A 25,442-nucleotide genomic window follows, 5' to 3' on the forward strand; every position below is an offset into this window, starting at 1 on the left:
AATAGTTGTTACAACTAACAGATTTTTCCTTAAATTTGCTGCTATACTGACTAAAGAACAAATAATTATGAAAACACTACTCTTTCCTTTACTGCTACTTTCCGCATGTTTTATATATGCCCAAGAGGAACAATCATTTGACTATAACAAATGGTCTGTTGAACTAGCGGGTGGATTACATAAAAATGGACAACCGATGGCAGCCGGGTATGCAACTGCAACCCCTGGTTTCGGACAAATTAGTTTGGGTACGCGCTATATGTTTAATAACCGTTTTGGACTGAAATTAGATTTTGGTTACAGCACTCTCCAAGAAAAGAAAGACACTCGACCTTTTAAATCTAATTATTATAGAACCTCCCTTCAAGGAGTTGCCAATCTAGGGTCTATTTTAAATTTTGAGAGTTGGACTAATACTATTGGGCTGCTTGGTCATGCTGGTGCAGGGTATTCGCAATTAAGTGCAAAAGAACCAATTGATAATGCAAATAACGATCAAATGCTTCACGCAATTGTTGGTTTAACTCCGCAACTTAGGCTTGGTAATCGCGTTGCTTTAACAGCAGACGTTTCTGCTATTGGAAATACGCGCCAAGATATAACTTGGGATGGTACATCTTCTTCAACGGTTGGTGCTTTCGATGGTTTAATGCTCAACTTTTCAGCAGGACTTACTTTCTACTTAGGTAAGAATGAAAAACACGCTGATTGGTATACACAAGAAAGTGTATTTAAAGACAAACTTGCAGATCACGAAGAAAGAATTTCAAAAATTGAGACTGATCTTATAGATACAGATCAAGATGGTGTGCCAGATTATTTAGATCGTGAGCCAAATACTGTTTCAGGAGTAACTGTAGATAGTAAAGGTGTAGCGGTAGATAAAAACGAAAACGGTATCCCAGACGAATTAGAAAGCCCATTAGATGCTCGCTATATGAAAATTGGTAGTACTATTAATGATAGTGGAGATAGTGCGATCGCAGAGTTATTAAATAAAGGTTATGTAAATGTTTACTTCCAGTTTAATAGTGACAAGCCTGAAACTTACTCTTTAGAAGCTATCAACTACTTGATGAGATATATGAAAGATCATCCTTCAGCAAATGCTGAACTAATAGGTTTCGCAGACGAAATTGGATCTCCAAATTACAACCAAACACTTTCTGAAAACAGAGCTAAGCGTGTGTATGATATTCTAATCGCTTCTGGAGTTTCGGCGAGTAGATTGACTTATCGCGGTGGTGGTGAAGACACTAGTGTTGACAAGTCCTCTTCTCCAGCAAGACAGTTGGTACGTAGAGTTACTTTTAGACTTAAATAAAATAATAAATAATACAATTTAAAAGAGCCTTCCATTGGAAGGCTCTTTTTTGTTTTAATATTTAATAGTGATAACTATTCTATAGTAGATACTCCATTCAAATCTGTTGTTAATACATCGCTCATATAATTAAAAAATGGACGTAGCAATTGGTAATGATGTATCAAATTGTCTTTAAAATCTGGAGCAAATACTTCTTTGTCCGTAAAATGATGGTTTACGAAGAAGTTTTTAAGCTTGATTAAATCAATGTTTTTATCTTCTTTGTCAAATCCCCTTGGGGCAGTTTTTACTGCATATTCCTGATTAAAATTTCCGAAGGCTTTTTTGAAATCCTTCTGATTTAGAATTTCGCGAATTTCCGAACTGTCCATCTCAAATTCCTTTCTAATTCGAAGCAAATCTGCAGGGTTTGGATCAAAGAAACCTCCTGCCATATAACTATTTCCCGATTCCAATCGAAGGTAATAACCTCCACGGCGCTGAGCTCCCGCCCTGCTAAAGCTTACACTTCGGTGAAAGTTGTAGGGTGTTTTATCATTACTAAAACGAATGTCGCGGTTTATTCGGAAGATTTTAATTTTGGCAATTTCATCTGCAATATTAAGATCCTTCTCTATAGCTGCATAAAACTGTTTTAAAGTTTTCTCGTTTGCCAAATACTCCTTTTTATGCTCCTGCATCCATTCGCGGTTATTATTCACTTTTAATGTCAACAGAAAATCAAAAGCTGATTTCGGAATAGTTGGATTCATAGTTATTTTTTGAATAGTAAAGATAGGTTTATGGCATGGAAGAAAAAAAGACCGGTTTCTAGAAAGCAAGTAATATCTTCAATTTCAAAAATGACTATATTTATACCAACAACCTAAAACCATCTTATTATGAATACAGTATCAAAACCTAATACAGCCTTTTGGATTATTGCCGTCATTGCTCTTTTATGGAATTTATTGGGAGTATTTTTTTGGGCTTCAGAATATTTTTTAATGACAGAAGAAATGAAGGCTGCAATGCCACCCGAACAACTAGAATTAATGAACTCGGCGCCTTCGTGGAATATTATTGTTTATGGAATAGCAGTAATTGGAGGATTACTTGCAAGCATCTTTTTATTAATGCGTAAAAAGTTGGCTATCGCACTATTTGGAGTCTCTTTAATTGCAGTACTTATAGTTCAATTGTATTGGATTCTTGTTTTGGATACAGTAACCGCTTTGGGCCCTCAATCGCTTATAATGCCACTTATTGTAATCGCACTAGCAATATTCGAATATTTTTATAGCAAAGGAGCTGCCCGAAATGGGTGGATTGTTTAATTTATAAAACAAAACGTTTTGGCGGAACACCGTACATGTTATGCCAAAACGTTTTTAATTCAAACCAACTTAACTTAAAAGACTGTTTGATTCCAACACTGTAATGTTAGCGTTAGGATCAATTTTATAGATAATATTTTTAACCACTTCGAGCTTTTTATTATTTTTTGTTATCAAAGTCATCTTTTCATTGCTATCGTGGTGAATAAGTTTCAAAATGCCGTCTGTACTTTTTCGGTTTAATAATATTTCTTCTTGTATCAATTGATTTTTCGATGAGAAAACAAGAATGGTTTTATTCTGGACAGATTTTTTTATAAAATATTCAATTGTTTTACTAATGGCTACAATAGCTACCACACTATATGCCGCCATTGTAAAGTCTGCAAATACTACTATTCCCAATAGAATAACTATTCCATCTACTATAAGAATTAGTTGATTGTAGGGCAATCTTAGTTTTGTTGAAAGTATTCGAACTAAAATATCGTTACCACCAGTGGTCGCTCCTGCATTCATAACTATAGCTATTGAAATACCTACAATTATACCTCCAAAAACAGATGACATTAAAACATCATTTATAAAAATTTTCCCACCTGTTAATGATGAAATTAGATCTATATAAAAAGACACTAAAATCATAGAAAGCAAAGTTTTAAAACCTGTTTTAGCTCCCAATACTTTAGTACCCCAAAGCAGTAACGGAATATTTATAAATAGTGCAAGCGAACCTACCGAAAATCCAGTGACTTCCTTAATTACAATACTAAGCCCTAAAATACCGCCTGGCACGATGTTATGAGGAATAATAAGAAGTGCATAAGCAACGGAAAGCAGTAGCGACCCTAGAAATACGTAGGTATAGCTTTTTAACTCTGTGAGTACAATTTGCTTTTCTAATTTGATGGCGATAACTCTTTTCATGTTGATTGTATTAAATAAAAAAATCCCTTTGATTTTTAACTTATCAAAGGGATTTTAAAACGTTTATAATGGTTTTTATCATTCACTTTGATGTACGAGAATATGATTGCGAGTATGCTTCGACATGTGGCGCTTAATGATATAATAATTTATTGTGTTCGTCATTTTCAATAGTGTATTAATCAAAAAAAGCGTTCCTCTTTGGGGAGGAACGCTTTTAATATTTTCATATATAATTGCCCTACACCCCGGAGATTTTTCCGTGCATCTTACGTTTAATATTTGAGCGATATTCTTTCATAATTAAGGCGCAAAGCTATGATAATTTTTCTCAGCTTTATTTATTCTTTGAGAAAACATTGTGATAATTATTTTTTAAACCACTAAAAACCTACGAAGCAGGTTCTAAGGTGCGCTTAGATTTTCTATAAAGATAATTTGGATAGATAGTACGCTTAGCAAAACGGTTCAGTTTATCACTGTTTACCATTTTAATATATATCTGTCTCGTTACACCAAAGTATTCATAAGTACTACCATCTAAATAAGTAATTTCCATCAACATACCTTTATGCTGAAAATCGGCGATTCCAGAATTAGTAATAGTTTCGGTGTACTCTTCTAAATTAGCTTCTTTGGTTTCTGGAGCAATACTCACTAAAAAGTGGTAACCATCTATAATCTTGCGGCTGTTAACTTCAGCCTCTTCACGACGCTCGTCTCCATCTTGAAATTTATCTGGGTGCCATTCTTTTACCAAATTACGGTAGCTGGTTTTAAGGGCTTTAAGCTCTATATCCTTTTCAACTCCAAAGAGTTTTTTGTATTCGTTAATGCGTTTCATAAATTATTTTTGCGGGCGCGAAAGTACGCCTTTATATTGAAGAATGAACTATTTATGCAGTGGTTTTAATTCTAGCTTCAATATATTATTCCATATTTATTCTATTATTTCGAAATTGTACGTGACTTAATTATCAAAATAAACCATGTGTTGTATATGAAATTGGGCATTTCACATAAAAAAAACCATCCGTTAAGATGGTTTTTATATTGTTATTGATAAGCGTGTTATAGTAATCTTACTTTTATAGCGCTAAGACCTTTTTCTCCTTGCTCCACGTCAAATTGAACTTTGTCATCCTCACGGATGTTATCAATAAGATTGGTTGAATGCACGAAAATATCTTGATCTGTGTCTTTTACTTTGATAAAACCAAAACCTTTGGCTTCATTGAAAAACTTTACTGTACCTTCTTTCATTGTGTTTACTTTTTTAAAATTGATTAATTTATTTATAAATTCTTTTAACATTATTTCTCTTTGTTAAATTGATGTTTTACTTCTTTTTGAATTACAGCAATTTATTTCACACATAGCATTTAATTGATTGTTTTCAAATTCATTTTTTCAAGCGAATTATTCTAATAGCTATTACTCTTTTAAATAGTATATCGAAACCTATACTAACTCACAATAATTTGTGACTTAACATTTAGCCAAACAATGGCGCTGCCGCCGTTAGCGATTGTATTATGAAGAAAACTTTTGAAGAGAACAATTGTTCTTAATCCTATTGGTTTTTACCATAAAACGCCTGTGGCACTACAACTATTAAAGTATAGTAGAAAGCGAAGGATTAATTAAAATTGGGTAGAAATTAAAAAAAGATAGGCTGACTAAATTGTTTGTAATGTAAATGTAGACAAAATTCACTACTCTTTCTAACTTAAATGTTAAAGAATTGATTTTCAAATAAATAATAAAAAATAGTCGTTAAAGTATATAAATTCGCACCTTCTTCTTTTTAAGGCGGCTGTTATTCAATTTGCTTACTAATTGACTTGCAATTGCTAATGGAACTGCAACGAACGCACAATCTTGCTTTAGCTCTATCGAACCCAATTGGTCTTGATTTATGTTTCCCTGTTTTATGAAAAGACCCGCAATATCTCCTTTCGAGATTTTATCTTTTCTTCCTCCAGAAATAAAGAGGGTTTCCCAATATTGCTCCACATAGGGTGCTGCTTTTGGAATTTCTATCGGTTCTGTTTTTTCTATAAACTCTGGCAATAACTGGTTTTTCCACTTCAGCACATAAGCCGTGCCTTTTTCATTTACTCTTGCCGTTCTTCCGTTTCTATGCGTAAATTCTACTGCAGAATGTGGCAACTCATAATGAATTATAAACTTTAATTCGGGAATATCAATTCCTCTGGCGGCAAGATCGGTAGCTAGCAGTATTTGGCTCGTACCATTTCTAAATTTTATAAGCGCTCTTTCTCGGTCTTTTTGTTCCATTCCGCCCGAAAAACTTGTGTGACTTATTTTATTTTCAGTTAGAAAATCGCTCACCATTTCAATACTATCCCTAAAATTGCAAAAGATAATTCCAGGTTGATTTCCAAGATAATGAACAAGTTTCAATAAAGTACTCAGCTTGTCTTTATCAGGTGAAATGACCGTTTTAATTGCAAGTTTTGGATCTGTCTTTTCCGACAAATAATCTAGCACTGTTGGCTTATCTAATTTTACAAATTTTGGTATGTCAACTCCTTGTGTAGCAGATGTTAATATACGTTTACTTACACCAGACAATTCAATAATAATTTCGCTCATTTCGCTTTCAAAACCAATCTCTAGCGACTTGTCATATTCATCTAATACCAAAGTAGAAATACTTGCTTTCGAAAAACGATCATCATCAAAATGATCTAAAATTCTACCTGGAGTACCTACTAAAATTGCCGGCGTATGTTTTAATTCAATTTTGTCTTTACTCTTTGATCTTCCGCCGTAAACCGCGTTCACTTTAAAACCAGAACCCATATTGCGAATTACTTGCTCAATCTGAATAGCCAATTCGCGAGTAGGAACCACAATCAGCGCTTGTACTTCTGGATTGTCTATATCTAAATTTTTAATAATAGGTAATAAAAAAGCCAAGGTTTTCCCTGTTCCCGTTGGGGAAAGTAAGATAGTATTTGTAGTTTTTTCTATAGTTGCAATGGCTTCCACCTGCATAGGGTTTAAGGCCGCTATACCTAGCTTAGCCAGAATATCCTTTTGGTTTTTTGTTTCGTTTGCCATTATTTCTGCTTCTTCTTTTTCTTTGTTGGTGCTTCTTCTTTTGGAGCTGTAATAGTTGTTTGCGCCAATTGATGAGCGAGTATTTTATCTATCAGTTCTTCCTTTGTTAAATGATGAAATACCGTGCTAATTTTCTCTTTTAACTCCGCCGAAATAGTTCTGTTTGGTTTTGTTTTAAAAATTTTCTTCGCCCATAAAAGCGTATTGCTTTCTTCCGTGCTTTGGGCGTCTGGTTTTTTCATTTCAGTAAATGAAATACCCAATTCTTCTTCAAATTCTGGGATTTCAAAAACCTCTTCTTGCTGAAGTATAGTTACCGAAAGCCCCTTTGCTCCTGCCCTAGCCGTTCTTCCGCTTCGGTGCACATAGGTTTCATAGGTATCTGGTAAATGGTAATTAATTACGTAGCTTATTTCTTTTACGTCTAGCCCTCGTGCTGCTAAATCTGTAGCTACCAAAATATCGATATGTCCTTCGCGAAACTGCCCCATTACTCGGTCGCGAATAGGTTGCGTAAGACTACCGTGAATAGCGCCCGATGAAAATTTATTGATAGCTAGATTCTTTGCTAGCTTATTTACCGCTGCTTTTGTTTTACAGAAAATAATTCCCCGTTCCCCTTCTTTGGAACTTAAAAAATGAAGTAATATCTCTAGTTTTTCAATTGGCTCCACTACCAAAAATTGATGATCAATGCCCTGATGGCCCATTGTTTCCATATCGGCTTCAATATGCAGCACGTGTTTGCTCATATAATTTTGAACCAATTGTTTAATGGTGCCTGGCATAGTAGCTGTAAACAATAGTGTTCTTCTGCCTTTTGGAATTTCCGCAATAATACTATCTAAATCAGTTTTCAGCGCAGTTACCATTTCATCTGCCTCGTCCAGCACTAAATAGGCAACGCTCTTAAGGTCAATTGCTTTTCGATTAATTAAATCTACCAAACGACCCGGAGTAGCAACTACAATATGAGTAGTGCCTTTTAATCGCTCTATTTGTGGTTTTATAGGAATACCGCCACAAACTGCTGCGATGCCAATTTCAGAACTATGAGAAGCAAAAGCAACCAAGTTAGTGTGTATTTGCTGACCTAACTCGCGTGTTGGTGCAAGAATTACTGCTTGTATATTAGTGTTTTTGCTATCAATAAGTTGTAGTAACGGCAGGCCAAAAGCTGCAGTTTTTCCAGTTCCTGTTTTCGCCAATGCCACTACATCTTTGGTCTGGTTTAGAATTAACGGGATAGTTTTTTGCTGTATGTCTGTTGGTACAGCAATGTTTAACTCAGCTAAACTTTGTAGTAATGAAGGATTAATTCCTAAAGAGGAAAAAGTATTGGGCATAAAATTATGTTTTTGCAAAGATAGCTATGCTTTTGGTTGCACCGTGTAAATATAGCAGGAAGTTAGTGTAACGTATTTTAATAATCAAATCCCAAATTAGTACTATCGCTACAAATGAACATCAAATTATAAGTGCCCAGCAATCCGAATGCTGACGTGAACTTAAAATGAACTGGTATAACTTTTAATGAATTACGGTTTATAATAGCTTTTGTTTAAATAGCATTGAAGAAGTAATTCCTATATAAACACTTAGTTTTAAGCCTTTTTACTTTTCGAATAATTGCAATACTTATAATTTTGTTGTTTCATAAAATAATAAAACCCCGGAGTTACCGGGGTTTATTATTAACTTATTTAAAAGTTTCAATTAAAAGAATCCCATAGGTTTCTTGTCGTAAGAGATCAACATGTTTTTTACCACACGGTAATGATCTAATGCCATTTTATGGTTTTCACGACCAAAGCCAGATTCCTTAACACCACCAAATGGGGCGTGTGCAGGATACGTATTATATTGGTTTACCCAAACTCTACCCGCCTTAATAGCACGAGGAACTTGAAATAATTCGTGAGCATCACGAGACCAAACCCCGGCACCTAGTCCGTAAGGAGTATCGTTTGCGATAGCAATAGCTTCTTCAGTAGAACTGAATGTAGTTAAAGCTGCAACTGGTCCAAAAATTTCTTCTTGAAATACACGCATCTTGTTATTTCCTTTTAATACGGTAGGTTGGACATAATATCCTTCAGAAATTTCACCTTCGTAGTTACCAGCGTCTCCACCGGCCAATACGGTTGCTCCTTCTTCTTTACCGATGTTGATATAACCTAAGATTTTTTCGTATTGTGCTTTAGACACTTGAGAACCAATCATAGTTTCAGGATCTAACGGGTTTCCTGTTTTAACTGCATCTAGACGTTCTTGCATTCTTTCGATAAAAAGATCGGCAATATCTTCGTGAACGAGGATTCGTGATGGAGTCGTACAAATTTCCCCTTGGTTAAGAGCGAACATTAACGCGCCTTCAATAGCTTTGCTAAAAAATTCGTCGTCCTTTTCTGCTACAGATGGGAAGAAAATGTTCGGTGATTTTCCACCTAATTCCATAGTTACAGGAATGATGTTTTCGGCTGCATTGTGATAAACTTTACGTCCTGTTTCCGTAGAGCCAGTAAATGAAAGTTTTGCAATACGCTTAGACGTTGCCAAAGCTTGTCCTGCTTCTGCACCAAAACCAGTTACAATGTTTAATACACCCGCTGGTAAAATATCGCCTATAAGTTCCATTAATGCTATTACACTAGTAGGAGTTTGTTCTGCTGGTTTTACAACCGCTGTACAACCTGCTGCTAAAGCTGGAGCTATTTTCCAAGCTAGCATCAACATTGGGAAGTTCCAAGGAATAATTTCACCAACAACACCAATAGGTTCGTTTAAAACGATACTCAACGTGTTTTTATCATGCTCAGAGATACTTCCTTCATCTGCACGAATTACACCTGCGAAATAACGAAAGTGATCTATACAGTAAGGGATATCTGCTGCACGAGATTCACGAATTGGTTTCCCATTATCGATAGTCTCCAAAGTTGCCAAGTATTCGAGGTTATCCTCCATTACTTGTGCAATTTTTAATAATGCATTACTGCGTTCTGTAGCTGAAGAAGTACTCCAAGAGGGGAACGCATCGTGTGCTGCATCGAGTGCAAGGTCAATATCTTCTTGCGTTGAACGTGCAGCTTTCGTAAACACTTTACCGTCTACTGGAGATACATTGTCGAAGTACTCTCCTTTTACGGGAGCCACGAATTTACCGCCAATAAAATTCTCGTATCTTTCTTTAAATACAGGTTTTGTTACATTTGCCATAATTATATATTTACTTTTAATTATTATATCGCCTGCCAAAAAACAAGCGTCTTTTAATTACAATGCAAATGTACGGTGGGATGCTAGCTGTCTATTTATTGATACGGTTCAATAACTTATGAAAAAGGGTCAATTTTAAATATTGTAAAATACGGAGAAATGACAGGTGTTATATCTGTCTAAAATACAGGTATTTATATAAATTAGTTTTTAATTCGAAATATCTGTTGGACTAACCCCGAACTTGTTTTTAAAGGCTATACTAAAGTTAGACAAGTTGTTGTAACCAATGCTTATATAAATATCTGATGCTTTTAAATCGCCTGTTTGAAGTAATTCTTTAGCTTTTTGTAGGCGCTTGTCTTGTAACCATTTTCCGGGTGGTTCGTTATATTCGTTCGTAAATTGACGTTTAAAAGTAGATAAACTCATATTACATAAAAATGCAATTTCCGCTAGTTTTAAATTAGAATGCACATTACTTTCTACTACATTTTTAAATGGGGAAACCTCTTTAGATATTAAAGAGTGTAAGTAATATTCAAATTTACTGCCGTATTTGTTCAATAAATACAGCATGATTTCCTCAAATTTTAAATCCAATATAGCATGACTATAACTAGCATTTGTAAACGTTATTGAAGATAAGGAGCTAATAAACGCAGCTATATAAGCATCATTTTCAATTACAAAATAAGGCACATCTTCTTTATATGGTTTTACATCCTTTGTGTATTTACTTAAAAAATCGATTAATTTTTTTTCTGAAAAAAAGAAGAGCTTGCAATAGTAAATAGCTTCTACATCTAATAATTCGGTCCATAACCAATTTCCTTTTTTGAGTAGTAATGATTGTGCTTTGTTTACCTCCACAGAGGTTCCTGCAAAGTGTACTTGCTTTTTCCCTACTTGAAGAAAACTAAACATATTCATGCTTAAGTTAACCTTGCTCTTAACCACATCATTAGTCATCTTAAAATCGTAGACAAATAGATTTGGCCTTTCCTTTTCGCGGGCAATGTATATTTCTGGGATATTCTCTATCGGCATTTTCGTATATTTTGAAGTATTGCCTAATAGCAGACAATTGAATTTTTAGTTAAATATTACAGCATTTATCTATACATCATTATACACAAAAAATTAATAGCGCGCCCATATAATTCGTTTCGCTTTCACGGTAATTATATTCATCCACTAGTTTTTAGATATTTTGTCTGTCACAACAGCTTCAGGGCTCAAATAAGTCCAGAACCAATCCATAAATCGCTATTAAATCCAAACTCGGCTCTAAAATTTGTTTTAATTAAACGGTGGTCTCAAACAAATATCAAGGTTCGATCGGCTTCATGTTGCTCGAAATAGATGATATAGTTCAAAAATTTAATTTTTTACGATAATAAAAATTTATAATGTGTTAATCATCAATTGAATGAAACATTAATTTTGCATAGTTAATCTATAAAAAAAGGAGGTTATTATGAATAAATGAAAGTAAAACGGAATCTATTTTTTTAGATAGATTCAAATAAAAGCTTTGTAAAGCACATAAATTTTATAAAAAAGAATAGAATTAGCCATAAAAACCATCCATAATACGGATGGTTTTTTGCTGAATAATAGACTAACAATTCTAATTGAAAAAGCCTCCACGTTAATAATGGAGGCTTTACTTAAAATATGGTACAGTCAATACAAAGTTGCTAGTTTCTATTATACAGGCACTCCTTCAGCAATTTCCATTCTATCCCAATTTCTGTGCTGTTGTATGGCCTTTTTAAATGCTTTAGCTTCTTTGTTTATTAATATTGCTTTGTCTTCAGTATGTTTTCCGGCATAAGTTTTCATCAAAAATTCTTTGCCTTCATCATCAACTGCAATGGCTTTACAATGTTTAAAAGCTTCATTTACGAATTTAATATACTTCGCATTTTCTCCTAAAGCATCAATCGATTTTTTTCCTCCAGGAATATAAACCGCATCAAAAAGCACACTCTCCGTTGTCATTATGGACGCATCTACTTTATGCTTCATTTTTTCATCACACGTAATTGTGCCACCCATAGGCGCAATTATTTTTACCGTAGCGCCTTCCTTTTCTAAAACAGATTTCATTTTATCTAAATTTTTCATGCTAAATCCATCTGCCGCCAATACAGCTATTTGGCGAGTAGCAATGCTCTCAAATTTTGTATTTGCTTGGCTTAATGCCGGAGATTTTTCCAGATAATTCTTTTTTGGCCCAGGTTGATGTTTTTTGATGTCTGCATCAGCTCCAATAGCTTGATTTATGGGGCCATCAATCTTTTTCTGCACTTTCATTCCCAATCCTTTACCCACTTTTTTAGCGAGATCACTATCTATTTGATCGATCATATAAAGCATCCGTTCTTTTATATGGTCTAATTTACATTTGCCCAACTCAAAAGTATATGCATCTGCAACGTGTTCCTTCTCCCACTTGGTTAAACTTCTATAAAATAACGCTGGTTGCGAAAAATGGTCGCTAAAACTTTCACTGCGTGTACGCACTTTTCTGGCATCTATGCGCTCTTCATAACTTCCAAAAGCACCTTCAGCCATTTTTGATAAATGTGGACAACCACCACTTATTGAATTTGGAAAATATGCCGTTTGTCCCTTTGGAATATCCATCTGCATCTGTCCATCTCGCTGATTATTGTGTGCCTCAACTACAGGTCTATTAATAGGTATTTGATGAAAATTAGGCGTGCCCAATCTTGAGAGTTGCGTATCGCGATATGAAAAAAGTCTTCCCTGTAATAGTGGGTCGTTCGTGAAATCTATTCCCGGAACTATATGTCCGGGTAGAAATGCAACTTGCTCCGTCTCTGCAAAGAAGTTGTCCGGATTCTTATTCAAGGTCATTTTTCCAATAATCTTAACGGGAACCATCTCTTCAGGAATAAGTTTTGTAGGGTCTAGCAAATCAAAATCGTATTTATGTTCATCGGCTTGGGGTACAATTTGCACTCCAAACTCCCATTCTGGGTAATGGCCTGCATCTATTGCCTCCCAAAGATCGCGACGGTGAAAATCGGCGTCTGCACCGTTTATTTTTACGGCTTCATCCCAAGTTACCGAATGCACGCCCAATTTAGGTTTCCAATGAAACTTTACAAAATGAGACTCGCCTTTCTCATTAATAAAACGAAAAGTATGTATACCAAAACCTTCCATCATTCTAAAACTTCTCGGAATAGCCCTGTCGCTCATAGCCCAAATATGATTGTGAAGTGTTTCTGTTGCGTGCGACACAAAATCGTAAAACGTATCGTGTGCAGAAGCCGCTTGGGGAATCTCGTTATTGGGTTCAGGTTTTACAGAATGAACCAAATCTGGAAACTTCATCGCATCTTGAATAAAGAAAATTGGCATATTGTTTCCCACAAGATCCCAAGTTCCTTCTTCTGTATAAAATTTAGTAGCAAAACCACGTACATCTCTGGCCAAATCGGGTGAGCCTTTAGAGCCCGCCACCGTAGAGAACCTTACAAATACAGGAGTACGACGTTTAGTGTCGTTAAAAATTCCAGCTTTTGTAAATTGTGGTATTGCTTCGTATAATTCAAAATACCCGTGTGCCCCACTTCCGCGAGCGTGTACAATACGTTCTGGAATGCGCTCGTGATCAAAGTGAGTTATCTTTTCTCGTAATAGAAAATCTTCCAACAAGGTTGCTCCGCGTTCTCCTGCTTTTAACGAGTTATTGGTATCGTTTACTTTCAAACCTTGATTGGTTTTCATAGTAGAACCTTCCACATTCCACGTATCTTTTTGAAGTTGTTCTATTTTTTTAGTTGGCTTTTCGGAGGAATTATCTTTCTTACTCATAATACATTTCTTTTGAAATTTTAGTTTTTACTTAAAATTACTGTATTTATCAATATGAGTTTAATCTTGTAATGTTTTAAAGCTAAAAATTATTAATTATTTAACTTTAGTCACTGAGTTTAAGATAAGTTGCATAGTAGTAGCTGCTACATATAAAAGGAATTATCTAGCAGATTATTTCCAATATAAGAATTTGAAAAGAAGTTTTTCTGATACAAAAAGCACGTCAAAAATAGTTTTCATCGCTACTGAACATTTTTAGTTATTCTTCCTTCCTCCTACTATTTTTTAATCGTTAATTTCTAATATTATTGATTCTGTAATTAATAAATCTTGAATAAAACCAAAAATTTCTATTAAATCCCAACTAGGTTCCAAAAGTTCTTTTGTAGTTAAAAACGATATAGATTCTCCTCTATTTAGCCGTTCTATTATAATCGATAGCGTCGGATTATTTGTTTTAATTATACGATGGCCTCTAGAAAATATTAGAGTTCGATCGGCATCAAGTTGCTCTAAATATATAGGGAATATTATTTTACCTTTAATTGAAAAGTTTTCTGTTGGTGGAATTGAAAGCTTACTTTTCTTTGATGCTCTTCCTATCCCACCATTACTTTTTAGTCTCTTCAATTTTCTGGATAAAGTGGTTTCCAGTTTTTCCTTCAGGGATTCTAAATTTATCCGACCATTTAAATCAGTATCGGATGCATCTAGTTTTATAGGCTTTTCATAACCCGCTTGTAGGGTCAATTGCTCTTCGGCAGCTTCTCTTAAAAGATCATTTTCAAATCTATCGTTCGGCGGATTTATATAATCCAATACTACACTCGCAGAAAACTTTGGGGTGTTAGCAACGTGATAAACATAATGCGGAATAAACATGGCATCTCCAGGCTCTAATTCGTATTGCTCGCCTTCTGAAAGCATTTCGTCTACATTGTGAAAAACTTGGGAGTTATGTGTTATACTATTGTATTTGGGGTCGTCCCAAGTATAAAACTGTTTTTTTTTCGGACCTAAATGAAATAAAATTCCATCTTCGCCAGTGGCTTCTTTATGAATTCCGAAAGGAGTGAAACCATAGTTTCCCATAAAAAAAAGAAACGATAAACCGTTGAGAGGTAAACCCGCCTTCTCCAATAACGGACAAACAATAGTAGCAGCTTTTTCGGCAAACGAGTTGCTGTATTGCTCTAAACCAATTAAAACAAGTCCAAACTTTTGGTCGCCAAAAATCTGTTTACACCAGTTTTCCAGCGACTGTGCTTCCTTTGGCGGATTTGCAGCCATTTGTGAAATAATATCATTCCGAAGCTGATTATTAACGTAAACTTTTAAACCCACATGTAATTCCTGCTTAGCCAAAAAACCATTTAAAACATCGATAAGCAGTAGTCGTAATTCTGAAATATCCTGCCCTGTGATTAATTGTTTTGCACGTGCTGGTTTAACGAGATTATTTGAATCTTTTAAAAATGTATTCCAAGTAGAAGAAACCATAAATTATAATTTGAGACTTTGTCGCTCAATTTAGTGATTTCTAAAGAACTGCTGTATACGTTTAAGTAGAAATAGAAGCTGCAATGGTTGATGACTGCAGTTTGGGAGGCAAGATTTCTATATATTAGTTTCCGGCAAACGGAGAACCAAAAATACCCACTGCAAGTTCAGCCCAAAGAAGTATTAAAACTAAAATAATAGTTGCAATTAAAACCATTCGGAGTGTGGTTTTTGCGGTTTTTCGTAAAGTGAATTCTATTAATATTCCTGCGCCAAATAACAATATAGCAGCGATAATAAAATCTCCTAATGACCAATTAATTTCACTGGTAAATTGCATCCCTATAAATGGAATGAGTAGTATCGATAAAGTGATTGATAAAACTAAAATCAGTCTCTTGCTTTGTAATTTCATGCTTAAAATTTTAGATTTCCTTTGATGACTACTGCGCAACTAATCCGCTACTTCCATTACTATTTCATCATAATTCTAAGAAACGCAACCTGCTAGCACATAGATATTTGCAATTGCAATGATAAGGTTAAAATAAACAATTTAATGCTTATAAAATTATAGAAGTTGGACTTATCTAATCGATTTCATTTTTATAATATTTTTTTCGCAACCAAAATGAAACCTTAACCAATAAAATTAATGCAGGAACTTCAACTAACGGACCAATAACTCCAGCAAAAGCCTGACCTGAATTTAATCCGAAAACCGCAATAGCAACTGCAATTGCTAATTCAAAATTATTTCCTGCGGCAGTGAATGCCACGGCAGCTGTTTTGTCGTACGCTACCCCCATTGCTTTGGTGGTGAAAAAACCAATAATAAACATTAAGCCAAAATAGATAAGTAGCGGAATTGCAATAATTAGCACGTCCATTGGTATTTGCACAATTAATTCGCCTTTTAAAGAAAACATTACGATTATAGTAAATAAAAGGGCAATTAGCGTAAGTGGCGAAATTGCGGGAATAAATTTGGTTGTGTACCATTCTTCGCCTTTTAACTTTATTAAAATTTGTCTACTTAAAATTCCCATTACGAATGGAACTCCCAAATAAATAGCGACACTCTCTGCAATAGTTACAATTGAAATATCAACGATGGCACCTTCAAAGCCGAAATAGGGCGGCAGAACGGTTATAAATAAATATGCATAAAAACTATATGCGAAAACTTGAAAAATACTATTTAAGGCAACCAAACCTGCGCCATATTCGCTACTGCCTTCAGCCAGATCGTTCCAAACCAGAACCATTGCAATACAACGCGCAAGGCCAATTAAAATGAGGCCTACCATATATTCTGGATAATCTCGCAAAAATGTAATCGCCAACAAAAACATTAAAACAGGTCCAACTATCCAGTTTAAAATTAGCGATATGGATAATATTTTTGTGTTTCTGAAAACTTTGGGAAGTAGCGAATAATTAACTTTTGCCAATGGCGGATACATCATTAATATTAAACCTATTGCAATTGGGATATTGGTTGTGCCGCTGCTAAAAGAGTCTATAATACTTGGAAAAGAGGGTATAAAATAACCTAATGCGACACCTATTGCCATTGCTACAAAAATCCAAAGTGTTAGATTTCTATTTAGAATACCTAATTTTTTTATTGCCATAGTATTTCTTGTCTATCGCAATATTACAATAAAGATTGAAGCCATCAAAAATAAGGTGGATAAATTAATTGTAGAAAAGAAACATAACACATAAAAACGCTGAGAATGCAGTCTACTTTTAACAGCAGCTGCACCATTTTTAAAAAACCAATTCGTCGTAAACTACCTTATCTGAAATGGTTTCCACATTGCCTGAATATTCTTTACCACGCAATTTAGCCACCGTATGTGCTGCCAACTCATCTGCTGGGTATTCCATAATCAATTCCTTAATTCCTTTAATGTCTAGTTCGCCGTTAACAGTGTTTAACCAGTTATCTTCTAATTCAGTAGGCAGAATCACCGGCATTCTTGGCGCTTTTAATTTTGGGTTGTTGTGAATTTTCGCCATCAATGCATTCCCGTTTGCTGTTACTATTGAAAAGGTATTCAAAATTCCACCGGTTTCTGGGTTTTTCCATTCGCTGTACAAACCCGCTAGCGCCATTGGTTTTTTATCTTTTCGGTAGATATAAAAAGGATAGGTTTTGCCCTTATAATGGTGGTATTCGTAAAATCCATCTACGTAAATAATGCAGCGGTTACTTTTTGCGGAACTTCGAAAGGAAGGTAATTCAAAAATGGTTTCTACCCTTGCGTTTAGGGTATTGTTCCATTGTTTTTTTAATTCTTCCTCGTTCTTAACCCAATGTGGCACCAAGCCCCAAGTTGCAACTTCAGGGAATTCAGGTGATCGGTCTGTATATATAAGTAATTCGGGGTGGCTAAAACCGGATGAATGATAAATTGGTAAATCTGTAAGTGGCGCAAGTTTTTCTATAATTTCTTCAATTGCTTGGGCGTCTCCTCTTCGGCTAGCTCTTTTTAATTGAGATTCTAAACTTGCTTTAATGTCGTAGCACAAAATTTTCTTTTTTTGGGTTTGATCATCTGTAACAAATGGCAAATTACTAAAATGTAGTGCAATCTATTTGAAAGTTATAAGAAAGTGTATCTTGAATTCCGGTTGTGATATATTCATATTTGGGATGGTATTCACTATTTGAATAACCCGTTGCATACCCAAACAAAAGCACTATTTCGGTATTGGGTTTTGTTGGAATATAAATTACTGTATCAGTCTGTACTTCATATATCTCTGCATCCATAAATGAATAATACTTTCCTGAAATCAGATCGTTCGAAACTCCTAATGGAGGATACACATTATTTGCTACGGTGAGCTCCAATTTAAGAATACTTGCATACCAGAAGTCTAGGTTAATGATATTTGTAATTCCAGAAAATATTGTAGCATCTTCATCTATATAATCCACGAATGGCCCATCCCCTACACTCACGAAATCTGTAGCTATATGATACTGGTATTTAGCGTCAAGAATGTAATCGAAATCAATTTCATAATTACCCTGACTGTCGGTATATGTGGAATCTATACGTACTACATCTGTTATTCCGTAGCCGCTCCATCCACCACCTCCGTATGTAACACGTTGCACAACTACTTTAAAATCTTTATGCTTGATGTTTCTGGTAATATCTGCAACATTACCAACCACTTTTGTTGAAATCGTTTCTACGCTATCATTTGCTTCATCCTTTTCACAGGCAACGAATAAAAACAATAGACTAACTATCATTGCTAAGCTCGAATAATATTTCATAATTGAAAGTATTAAAGTTAAACTGATTGAATTTAGCTTTAAACGTTAAGAAATTGATTTCAGTATTGAATTGCAATAAGCAAGGTTCATTAAAACTTAATGTAGAATTCTGCATAACCCGAAAATAATCAAGGTATGAAGAAAAATGTATTGCTTTAAAACCAAGAAAATGTTTACCAAAAATTCACAACTTCCACTTGCTATATGTCATCTCAAATTTAATTTCGCCTTTTCCGTGGGTGCCAATATCTATCCATCCCGCTTTCCTGTAAAAGCTTTCAGCCCTAGTATCTGGAGCGGTTCCCAACCATATATGTTTAGTAGTTTGTTCAAAATACCAATTCAGCATAATATCATGTAAATGCCTTCCAATGCCTTGTTTTTCAAATTGAGGATGTACAAATAATGCCCAAATATTATTTTCTTTTAAGTCAACAATCGAGAAACCAACAATCTGTTTTTCCACTTCACAAACCCAACCCTTACCCCTCTCTGAAATATATTCTAAACAATCTTGGTCTGTTACTAAATCAGGATTGGATAACGCATTTTCGGTGACAGCATTTCGTACAATTTGTATCTGTTTAATGTCAGAAGATTTTGCTTCTCTAACAATCATTTTTCAGAAAGGTTTTAATTATAAGTTGCACTCAATCGCCAAAAACTAATTTCTGGTGGGCCTGCGAGAAAAGCAGTTGACTCATTTATAAATTTCTGCAAATGCTCAGTTTTATTGTGCTCATTTTTATAGTAGCTTTCATCGTCCCACTCTTCGTAGAGCAAGATGTTTGAATTATCATTAGGATCGATATACATTTTAATTTTTTCGAAGTGATCTTCCTTCTCCACCTCTTTAATCAGCGATTCTAACGCCACCACAGCATCAACATTTTTATTGGGTTGCGTTTTGTATTTTATAAATACTACCAAATTTTCTTTTGAATCGGTATTACAACTAAGCATTACCGATAAAAGTGCCATAAAAAGAAAGTGTCGCGTTTTCATAATTTGAGTGATTAATAATTTCTTCTATTAAAAGTATGAAATTATCTCGGAAAAATAATGCCGAAAATTTTTCTGAGTGAACTACACATATCTGCTAATTATATGGCAGGTTTTTGTGTGTTTATCTACGGGGAAAACTATCGGGTATTTTAAATATTCTTCAAAAAAAGCCCCCAAAGGTTTTAAAAACCTTTGGGGGCTGGTAAGTTATAATTAAGTAAGATTATTGATTTTTCATAAACCGTCTGATAGCAACCCATTGTTTTAACATTTCTCGAGCATCTTGCGCTGGGTAACCCAAAACAGTTTTTCCTGCTTCTACATCGTTCAAAACTCCAGAGCCTGCACCAACGGTTGCGCCAGAATGTATGGTTGTGTGATCTTTTATAGAAGCGCTACCGCCAATAATAACACCGTCTCCAAGCGTAACAGAACCTGCAAGACCACTATGCCCCGCCATGATGCAAAAACGTCCCATAACACTGTTGTGGGCTATTTGTACAAGGTTGTCTATTTTACAACCATCGCCAATAACTGTGGAACTAAATTTTGCTCTATCTACGCACGAATTGGCACCAATCTCTACATAATGTCCAATTATTACATTCCCGATTTGCGGTATTTTCACTAAACCTCTGCCATCGTCACTAGGTCTGTATCCAAATCCATCTGCACCTATACTAACGTTGGTGTGAAAAATACAATTGCTACCAATAATACAACGCTCGCGTATTACAGTGCCAGACCAAACAACGGTTTTATCGCCGATAATGGTTTCATCAAACACGCACACATTTGGGTATAAAATTACTTCGCTTCCTAATGATACATCTTTACCAACATAGCAGTTTGCACCAATCTTACAACCAGCGCCAATGGTTGCCGATTCATGTATTACCGCTGTGGGATGAATTTCTGTATCGAAAACAGGTGCTGGCGGATTGAAAAGCTCCAGTATTTTTGCCATCGCCAAATCAACATTTTTCACTTTAATTAAAGCACGATTGTCACCGGGTTCAATACTTAAATTCTCGCTAACAAGTGCTGCACAAGCTTTTGATTCTGTCCAAAACTTAGCGTATTTAGTGCTTCCAATAAAAGTAATTTGATTGCTACTTGCTTTTTTTATTTCCTCAGGACCTTCAATTTTTTGGTTAGTATCACCTATTAATTCACCTTTTAGAAAGTCGTTGATTTCGCTTATAGAGTAGGATTTCATGTTTTAATTTTGTTGTTTATTAAATAATTTCTAAATCTAAAGAAAAAAACTGAAGGGAGGAGAACAGGAATAGGTTTTAACGTGCCTGCCGTTGGAGGAAAAACTTTTGTGGTTCGCTAGTAGTAATTGATTTTAAAAGTACGGTTATAGTTTCTTTGTTCTCTTGTTTTAATAAATTAAGACTCTTGGTTCTTTGTGCCGATCCAAACGGTGCCTTTTTTAGTGCGATAGTAAGTAATATTGTTGTCTCTGCGAATTATTGGCTCTCTATTTAGTTGTTTTTTATACCACCTTTGCATAGCGTAATAATCTTTTTTTGTAGCATACACTTCTGCTGTTTCTTCTATGTCCTCATTTGTAAAACGGTGTTCGTCTAAAGCATAAATCCAATCGAATGCATCTAAGTCGTTTTTTAGTTTTCCATAATTTTGAGTTGGCATCTTTTTTTGTTTTTCTGGACGATAATAGGTAATGTCATAAAAGTTTAAATACCCATCTATAGCACAAACAACCTGCGAGTTTTCAATATAAGGTTCATTCAACCAAATAGCTAAATAATAAGGTTTATCTAGCGTTTTTAGTTGTGTTTCCCAACTATTAAAAATTTCAATTAAACTTTCTATAATTAATTTTCGAGCCTTTCTTTTTGGCTTTGGTATTGCGACACCAGTAATGGAAATTTCACCAAAGGGTTGTACCCAAACTTTTTCGTAATTTCTTTGGTATTGCTGCAATTGTTCTAAATCTAGATTAAGACTCTCGTTTTTCCAGATTTCTATATTTTTAAAAATACGGCTATGCCCTCTTAGTTTTTTTGTATTCATCTAAAAATGAGATTTATTAAAGAAACTTTTACAGATCAATTTTTTAATCTTTTGAAAACCATTTTGCTTTTTTGATAAAACAATTGCGTTATACTCAAATTGAGATATCCAATTAAACTCACATTGATTAAAGCCGTCAAAACACGAAACGGGTTTTAAATCATAGGCTGCTAATGTTATAATAAAGCGCGCCATGCCGCCAAAAGGATAGTTGCCAGTAGAAAACGCAACTTGGCCAGAAAGCGCTGTTGTTTTTTGAAGCGCTTCCATTTCTACCTCAAATCCATATTCTAAATAATTAAAAACGGAGTATATGTCTTGACTTCCAAATGATTCTAAGTTTTCGGAATCGCTTTGTAAATAGTTTTCTATAAATGAAATGGCATAACTTGGCAATAATTCTTTGCATCTATGTTTTTCAGGCTCGACTTGTTGATCTAAAAAGGTATTTAATTCTTCTATCGCAGCATCAACTTCATCCGCTGGCATGGTATCCCAATCAAAATCGGGACCTGTTTCATCAAACTTAAAATCAGGTTTCCTTACTTTAACCATATGATTGTATAGCTGTTGGAAATCTTTATACTTGGTGGAATCTTGTATGTTGAATTTTATATAAAGCATAAATTTATAAAGCCCTGTGAATTTTCGGAATGCTACTTATCCTTTTGAAAATCAGTCGCAACGCTCCGACATTACTTTGTGTTTGTTTTTAACGTAGGCTTCTGCCAAGTCTTTTATTTTTTCTTTTTCTTGTGGGGTAATGGCACTTAAAATTCGTGATGGATAATTGTAGACATATGAATGTGTGCTGAGGCTAAAGCTTTTACCTTCTTGTTGCATAGTAGCATAATTAGCCAAGTTTTCTGTGCCATAATAGTAAGATTCATCATCCAACCAAACAAAATTTTTATTGGGTAACACGAACATTTGAATATTGCTTTTATTCTCGGCTTTATAAAAAAACGGAATACTATTGAGTAGCGCTGCATCCTGCGCTTCTAAAATATCTAAATTGGCATTAAAATTTTTTAAATCTACAGCTACAAATGTTTGTGTTTTTAAATTTATAATACTCCAAAATGACTCCGACGTATCGCTTTCCTTTTGAAATCGCTGAAAATTGATTCTTGCAAAATCGCCAATTTTTATACTATTGATAATGCTTATTTCACCGTTAAAATCGGTCCACGTTTTTTCTTTAAAAACTTTATGATTTCGAACTTCATTTAACACGAGATTGCCATTAGCGTGCACAGCTAGAATGTTATTTTTATCAATTCTCACATAATGCGATGGTAGCGAAAGGTGATAATCTTGATGAATACTTTTGGCATAATTATCTTCAATATTTATTGTTTGATTAAATGCAAGATTGTGTACTGCAGTTTTCGGAATTATATGGCCGTTATTTTTATTTAAGGCAACTACTTCTGCGGTTTCGATGTTAGCATAGTTTACTTCGTACACATAGGTTACAAGAGTGGTCAAGGCAGCTGTATCTTCATCAATTTGATCTACATATTGCGGAATTAAATTGATAGTATATAACCTTTGCTCAACTGTATTTAAAATATAAACATTATCCAACTTTTCTCTTTTTGAAGGAATAACACTTTGCGTATTATACAAATATGCAGTACTATCTTTTAATACAACATACGCGTTTTCTGAAACAGGCAAAATAGCCTCTTGTACATAGTGCGCTATATGGCCATCGTTTAGTATTAGCCGTTGGGCATTGGTATTTAAGGAAAGAAATAATAGTGATAATAGTATTGCAAATTTCATAATCTAGAAAACTGTCATTTTTTCATTCTTTTATAATATTATATCGATAAAGACACAAATACAGTTTTCTTAAATTATGATCATTATTAACTTCACTTATGTCTTAACATTGAAACTCACGAATTAATTTTACTCTACATCATAAAGAATAAAACCAGAGCTTTTCTGAGAACCATCTTTTTCATAAATCCTATACGATCCAGTTTTATGAGTAGTATAAAAACTTATCGTTCTGTATAATTCTCCCGTATCATAATATTCCTCCCAGAATTCTGCTCGTTTGCCAGCGTCCCAATATCGTGTATATTCTAAGATATTATTTCGGTAATAGCCTTCCCATTTCCCGTCAAATTCTCCATCAGCGTAGCTTCCTTCCGCTTGAAATTTTCCGTCGTCATAGTATTCTTTCCATAATCCTGTTTTATTCCCTTTAGCATTAACCGGCCCATAGCATCTAAGGGCACCATTATCATGATATTCTTTTCTAATTTCATATTCCTGATCGGAATCTGTTGATTGAGAATCATCATTTTGAGACAATACAGGAGTTGCTATTAAGAGCAATAAAAGAAAAGGAAATAAAATTTTCATAACCTAGTTATTTTTTTGTTTGAGATAAAATATTTTAGTTTTTTTCAACATATAAATAGAACAACTTGTCGAACATCTTGAAAATGGTGTTGCCTCCTGTTTGCGTTACGAGAATTTCAAACAGAGTGCCTTCAGATTCTAAAGGCCCGCCAGGCTTATCTACTATAATTATTCTTGAATTTTCTAAAGACCAACGCACATCGGTAAAATAACCTTCGAATTGAGGATTATCTATAAATAGCGTAAAAGAGTGATCTGCGTTTATTTCAAATTTTGCTGTGCTTAGTGATTTCTTTAAAGGTTCGTATTCTTCCTTATCCACTATATAATCTACATTTTGAATTGTTGCGATTTTAGATTCCAATCGTTTCACCGTCCATATACCGTGTAAATTAGATTCATTTATTTGTGGAATTGTAATTTTTGTTACCTCTACAAATTCTTCTTCATCCTCATTATCAGAATTAGATTTATTAATTTGAGAGAATACTGGAGTTGCTATAAGTAGCAAAAAAATAACGGATACTATATTTTTCATATTGACGTTTATTGAGTTTTTTAAAATTACCTTGACTTTATTGCACCTCAAATACCCTCTATGAGGTATATTTGAAAAAATAAGGTTCAGATTTTAGGTGTGAAAAACAGTGCTGAATATGGGCTTTTATCATTTAGTAGTTGGTGTATTTCCAATTAAAAGATGAGAATAAATGAATAGCCTCAAAACCAAATATATTAAAAAAATCTTATGTTTTTAACAGATTAAGCTTTTAAAGAATAATTTTTGGATCGTTGATTACAATTTTTTGTTCGGCTATTACTTCTAAATCAATCCAGGCACCTGCATCAATTTTTCGTTTTTGTTCACGAACAAAATCCGTGATATCTTCTATGGAAATTATCCATTCCGTCGCAAATTGCTGAAGCAACTCACCTTTAATTCCAATCTGAATCGCTCTTCGTTCAAGCTTTTCACCATTTGGATTGTGGTCTGGGTCCCACTGCAATCTTACTTCAGAATTGTCCATTTCAAATTTCCAATTTTCTTGCGTTTTGTAGATTTCCGCAATATAACTTGAGTGTACACCTGCAGCCAGTAATTTTTCAAAATTGCTTTTTGAAATTTCTATAGCTAAAATATTTTGTTCGTGCTCCTTCATTGCCCAACCAGCCCGATACATCATCCATAGAAAATTGGGTTTTATCCAAGACATTCGGCTAAATTTATAATGACTTCCACCAAATTTTTGATGCTCGACAGCCCACTTTGAAATATTAGGATTGAAGGCTTGATAAACGATTATATTTTCGCCAATAGTCTGACCTATTATGTGCTTTCCGCTTTGCGGTAATAAATGTTCGTATTGATTGTATTTAATTGTTTGAAGTTGCATTTTTGAAATATTAAATATTCATCTAGAGTATAAATTAGCTCAGTTTCCTTCTGAATTAGAATTGAATCGAAAAATTACTA

At 34.4% G+C, this 25,442-nt stretch carries 25 protein-coding genes; 2 read left to right on the top strand and 23 right to left on the bottom strand.

The annotated features are described in order from the left end of the window. The first annotated feature begins 67 nt into the window (after positions 1-67). Positions 68-1,324: an OmpA family protein gene (locus AC3RVF_RS15420; protein WP_489689944.1), complete on the top strand. Its 1,257-nt coding sequence runs from the start codon at positions 68-70 to the stop codon at positions 1,322-1,324. A 74-nt stretch (positions 1,325-1,398) separates the two neighbouring features. On the opposite strand, the gene AC3RVF_RS15425 is transcribed toward AC3RVF_RS15420, so the two are convergent. Beyond that, entirely contained in the window at positions 1,399-2,079 is a 681-nt protein-coding gene (locus AC3RVF_RS15425; RefSeq protein WP_489689943.1) for a DUF2461 domain-containing protein, read from the bottom strand. Positions 2,080-2,208: 129 nt separating this feature from the next. On the opposite strand from AC3RVF_RS15425, the gene AC3RVF_RS15430 reads away from it, so the two are divergent. Continuing rightward, entirely contained in the window at positions 2,209-2,643 is a 435-nt protein-coding gene (locus AC3RVF_RS15430; protein WP_489689942.1) for a hypothetical protein, read from the top strand. Between the two features lie 69 nt (positions 2,644-2,712). On the opposite strand, the gene AC3RVF_RS15435 is transcribed toward AC3RVF_RS15430, so the two are convergent. The 22 genes from AC3RVF_RS15435 to AC3RVF_RS15540 all read right to left on the bottom strand — a co-directional run bounded on the left by AC3RVF_RS15435 (position 2,713) and on the right by AC3RVF_RS15540 (position 25,362). Beyond that, positions 2,713-3,570 carry a YitT family protein gene (locus AC3RVF_RS15435; RefSeq protein ID WP_489693745.1) on the bottom strand — a complete coding sequence of 286 codons (858 nt, stop codon included), beginning with the start codon at positions 3,568-3,570 and terminating at the stop codon, positions 2,713-2,715. Positions 3,571-3,961: 391 nt separating this feature from the next. After that, positions 3,962-4,414, bottom strand: a complete 453-nt coding sequence (locus AC3RVF_RS15440) for a KTSC domain-containing protein (RefSeq protein WP_489689940.1) — start codon at positions 4,412-4,414, stop codon at positions 3,962-3,964. A 227-nt stretch (positions 4,415-4,641) separates the two neighbouring features. Further along, positions 4,642-4,833: a cold-shock protein gene (locus AC3RVF_RS15445; RefSeq protein WP_489689939.1), complete on the bottom strand. Its 192-nt coding sequence runs from the start codon at positions 4,831-4,833 to the stop codon at positions 4,642-4,644. 513 nt (positions 4,834-5,346) lie between these two features. Continuing rightward, a complete protein-coding gene (locus tag AC3RVF_RS15450; RefSeq protein ID WP_489693746.1) occupies positions 5,347-6,660 on the bottom strand; it encodes a DEAD/DEAH box helicase in 1,314 nt (437 codons plus the stop codon). Next, positions 6,660-8,006, bottom strand: coding sequence for a DEAD/DEAH box helicase (locus tag AC3RVF_RS15455; RefSeq protein ID WP_489693747.1), 1,347 nt, complete (start codon positions 8,004-8,006; stop codon positions 6,660-6,662). The genes AC3RVF_RS15450 and AC3RVF_RS15455 overlap by 1 nt, the downstream gene beginning before the upstream one ends. 370 nt (positions 8,007-8,376) lie before the next feature. Further along, positions 8,377-9,879 (bottom strand): aldehyde dehydrogenase family protein, encoded by a 1,503-nt coding sequence (locus AC3RVF_RS15460; protein ID WP_489689936.1) that lies wholly within the window; start codon positions 9,877-9,879, stop codon positions 8,377-8,379. Positions 9,880-10,089: 210 nt separating this feature from the next. Next, positions 10,090-10,929, bottom strand: a complete 840-nt coding sequence (locus tag AC3RVF_RS15465) for a helix-turn-helix domain-containing protein (protein WP_489693748.1) — start codon at positions 10,927-10,929, stop codon at positions 10,090-10,092. Positions 10,930-11,592: 663 nt separating this feature from the next. Then, positions 11,593-13,734 carry a catalase gene (locus AC3RVF_RS15470; RefSeq protein ID WP_489693749.1) on the bottom strand — a complete coding sequence of 714 codons (2,142 nt, stop codon included), beginning with the start codon at positions 13,732-13,734 and terminating at the stop codon, positions 11,593-11,595. A 288-nt stretch (positions 13,735-14,022) separates the two neighbouring features. After that, positions 14,023-15,237, bottom strand: coding sequence for an RNA methylase (locus tag AC3RVF_RS15475; protein ID WP_489693750.1), 1,215 nt, complete (start codon positions 15,235-15,237; stop codon positions 14,023-14,025). Between the two features lie 124 nt (positions 15,238-15,361). Continuing rightward, positions 15,362-15,652 (bottom strand): hypothetical protein, encoded by a 291-nt coding sequence (locus AC3RVF_RS15480; RefSeq protein WP_489689932.1) that lies wholly within the window; start codon positions 15,650-15,652, stop codon positions 15,362-15,364. A 175-nt stretch (positions 15,653-15,827) separates the two neighbouring features. Beyond that, positions 15,828-16,874 carry an ACR3 family arsenite efflux transporter gene (arsB, locus tag AC3RVF_RS15485; protein WP_489689931.1) on the bottom strand — a complete coding sequence of 349 codons (1,047 nt, stop codon included), beginning with the start codon at positions 16,872-16,874 and terminating at the stop codon, positions 15,828-15,830. Between the two features lie 139 nt (positions 16,875-17,013). Then, positions 17,014-17,778, bottom strand: coding sequence for an SOS response-associated peptidase (locus tag AC3RVF_RS15490; protein ID WP_489693751.1), 765 nt, complete (start codon positions 17,776-17,778; stop codon positions 17,014-17,016). Positions 17,779-17,824: 46 nt separating this feature from the next. Next, on the bottom strand, positions 17,825-18,538 hold the full coding sequence (locus tag AC3RVF_RS15495) for a hypothetical protein (protein ID WP_489693752.1): 714 nt from the start codon (positions 18,536-18,538) through the stop codon (positions 17,825-17,827). A 184-nt stretch (positions 18,539-18,722) separates the two neighbouring features. Then, positions 18,723-19,157 (bottom strand): GNAT family N-acetyltransferase, encoded by a 435-nt coding sequence (locus AC3RVF_RS15500; protein ID WP_489689928.1) that lies wholly within the window; start codon positions 19,155-19,157, stop codon positions 18,723-18,725. Positions 19,158-19,171: 14 nt separating this feature from the next. Then, on the bottom strand, positions 19,172-19,543 hold the full coding sequence (locus AC3RVF_RS15505; protein ID WP_489693753.1) for a putative quinol monooxygenase: 372 nt from the start codon (positions 19,541-19,543) through the stop codon (positions 19,172-19,174). A gap of 223 nt (positions 19,544-19,766) precedes the next feature. Further along, entirely contained in the window at positions 19,767-20,762 is a 996-nt protein-coding gene (gene lpxD / locus AC3RVF_RS15510) for a UDP-3-O-(3-hydroxymyristoyl)glucosamine N-acyltransferase (protein ID WP_489693754.1), read from the bottom strand. Positions 20,763-20,938: 176 nt separating this feature from the next. Next, positions 20,939-21,586: a hypothetical protein gene (locus tag AC3RVF_RS15515; RefSeq protein ID WP_489693755.1), complete on the bottom strand. Its 648-nt coding sequence runs from the start codon at positions 21,584-21,586 to the stop codon at positions 20,939-20,941. Then, the gene (locus AC3RVF_RS15520; protein WP_489689924.1) at positions 21,587-22,210 is read right to left on the bottom strand and encodes a hypothetical protein; all 624 of its coding nucleotides are present in this window, start codon (positions 22,208-22,210) and stop codon (positions 21,587-21,589) included. 51 nt (positions 22,211-22,261) lie between these two features. Next, a complete protein-coding gene (locus tag AC3RVF_RS15525) occupies positions 22,262-23,377 on the bottom strand; it encodes a hypothetical protein (RefSeq protein ID WP_489693756.1) in 1,116 nt (371 codons plus the stop codon). Between the two features lie 129 nt (positions 23,378-23,506). Beyond that, on the bottom strand, positions 23,507-23,968 hold the full coding sequence (locus tag AC3RVF_RS15530; protein WP_489693757.1) for a toxin-antitoxin system YwqK family antitoxin: 462 nt from the start codon (positions 23,966-23,968) through the stop codon (positions 23,507-23,509). Positions 23,969-24,002: 34 nt separating this feature from the next. Next, on the bottom strand, positions 24,003-24,506 hold the full coding sequence (locus AC3RVF_RS15535; protein ID WP_489693758.1) for a hypothetical protein: 504 nt from the start codon (positions 24,504-24,506) through the stop codon (positions 24,003-24,005). Positions 24,507-24,738: 232 nt separating this feature from the next. After that, complete coding sequence (locus AC3RVF_RS15540; RefSeq protein ID WP_489693759.1) at positions 24,739-25,362, bottom strand: DUF4291 domain-containing protein; 624 nt, start codon at positions 25,360-25,362, stop codon at positions 24,739-24,741. Positions 25,363-25,442 lie beyond the last annotated feature (80 nt).

This window comes from Aequorivita sp. IT1183, from assembly GCF_058068265.1.

Coding starts and splice junctions, on each gene's coding strand:
- AC3RVF_RS15420 (WP_489689944.1), top strand. CDS start 68: ATGAAAACACTACTCTTTCCTTTACTGCTACTTTCCGCATGTTTTATA.
- AC3RVF_RS15425 (WP_489689943.1), bottom strand. CDS start 2,079: ATGAATCCAACTATTCCGAAATCAGCTTTTGATTTTCTGTTGACATTA.
- AC3RVF_RS15430 (WP_489689942.1), top strand. CDS start 2,209: ATGAATACAGTATCAAAACCTAATACAGCCTTTTGGATTATTGCCGTC.
- AC3RVF_RS15435 (WP_489693745.1), bottom strand. CDS start 3,570: ATGAAAAGAGTTATCGCCATCAAATTAGAAAAGCAAATTGTACTCACA.
- AC3RVF_RS15440 (WP_489689940.1), bottom strand. CDS start 4,414: ATGAAACGCATTAACGAATACAAAAAACTCTTTGGAGTTGAAAAGGAT.
- AC3RVF_RS15445 (WP_489689939.1), bottom strand. CDS start 4,833: ATGAAAGAAGGTACAGTAAAGTTTTTCAATGAAGCCAAAGGTTTTGGT.
- AC3RVF_RS15450 (WP_489693746.1), bottom strand. CDS start 6,660: ATGGCAAACGAAACAAAAAACCAAAAGGATATTCTGGCTAAGCTAGGT.
- AC3RVF_RS15455 (WP_489693747.1), bottom strand. CDS start 8,006: ATGCCCAATACTTTTTCCTCTTTAGGAATTAATCCTTCATTACTACAA.
- AC3RVF_RS15460 (WP_489689936.1), bottom strand. CDS start 9,879: ATGGCAAATGTAACAAAACCTGTATTTAAAGAAAGATACGAGAATTTT.
- AC3RVF_RS15465 (WP_489693748.1), bottom strand. CDS start 10,929: ATGCCGATAGAGAATATCCCAGAAATATACATTGCCCGCGAAAAGGAA.
- AC3RVF_RS15470 (WP_489693749.1), bottom strand. CDS start 13,734: ATGAGTAAGAAAGATAATTCCTCCGAAAAGCCAACTAAAAAAATAGAA.
- AC3RVF_RS15475 (WP_489693750.1), bottom strand. CDS start 15,237: ATGGTTTCTTCTACTTGGAATACATTTTTAAAAGATTCAAATAATCTC.
- AC3RVF_RS15480 (WP_489689932.1), bottom strand. CDS start 15,652: ATGAAATTACAAAGCAAGAGACTGATTTTAGTTTTATCAATCACTTTA.
- arsB (WP_489689931.1), bottom strand. CDS start 16,874: ATGGCAATAAAAAAATTAGGTATTCTAAATAGAAATCTAACACTTTGG.
- AC3RVF_RS15495 (WP_489693752.1), bottom strand. CDS start 18,538: ATGAAATATTATTCGAGCTTAGCAATGATAGTTAGTCTATTGTTTTTA.
- AC3RVF_RS15500 (WP_489689928.1), bottom strand. CDS start 19,157: ATGATTGTTAGAGAAGCAAAATCTTCTGACATTAAACAGATACAAATT.
- AC3RVF_RS15505 (WP_489693753.1), bottom strand. CDS start 19,543: ATGAAAACGCGACACTTTCTTTTTATGGCACTTTTATCGGTAATGCTT.
- lpxD (WP_489693754.1), bottom strand. CDS start 20,762: ATGAAATCCTACTCTATAAGCGAAATCAACGACTTTCTAAAAGGTGAA.
- AC3RVF_RS15515 (WP_489693755.1), bottom strand. CDS start 21,586: ATGAATACAAAAAAACTAAGAGGGCATAGCCGTATTTTTAAAAATATA.
- AC3RVF_RS15520 (WP_489689924.1), bottom strand. CDS start 22,210: ATGCTTTATATAAAATTCAACATACAAGATTCCACCAAGTATAAAGAT.
- AC3RVF_RS15525 (WP_489693756.1), bottom strand. CDS start 23,377: ATGAAATTTGCAATACTATTATCACTATTATTTCTTTCCTTAAATACC.
- AC3RVF_RS15530 (WP_489693757.1), bottom strand. CDS start 23,968: ATGAAAATTTTATTTCCTTTTCTTTTATTGCTCTTAATAGCAACTCCT.
- AC3RVF_RS15535 (WP_489693758.1), bottom strand. CDS start 24,506: ATGAAAAATATAGTATCCGTTATTTTTTTGCTACTTATAGCAACTCCA.
- AC3RVF_RS15540 (WP_489693759.1), bottom strand. CDS start 25,362: ATGCAACTTCAAACAATTAAATACAATCAATACGAACATTTATTACCG.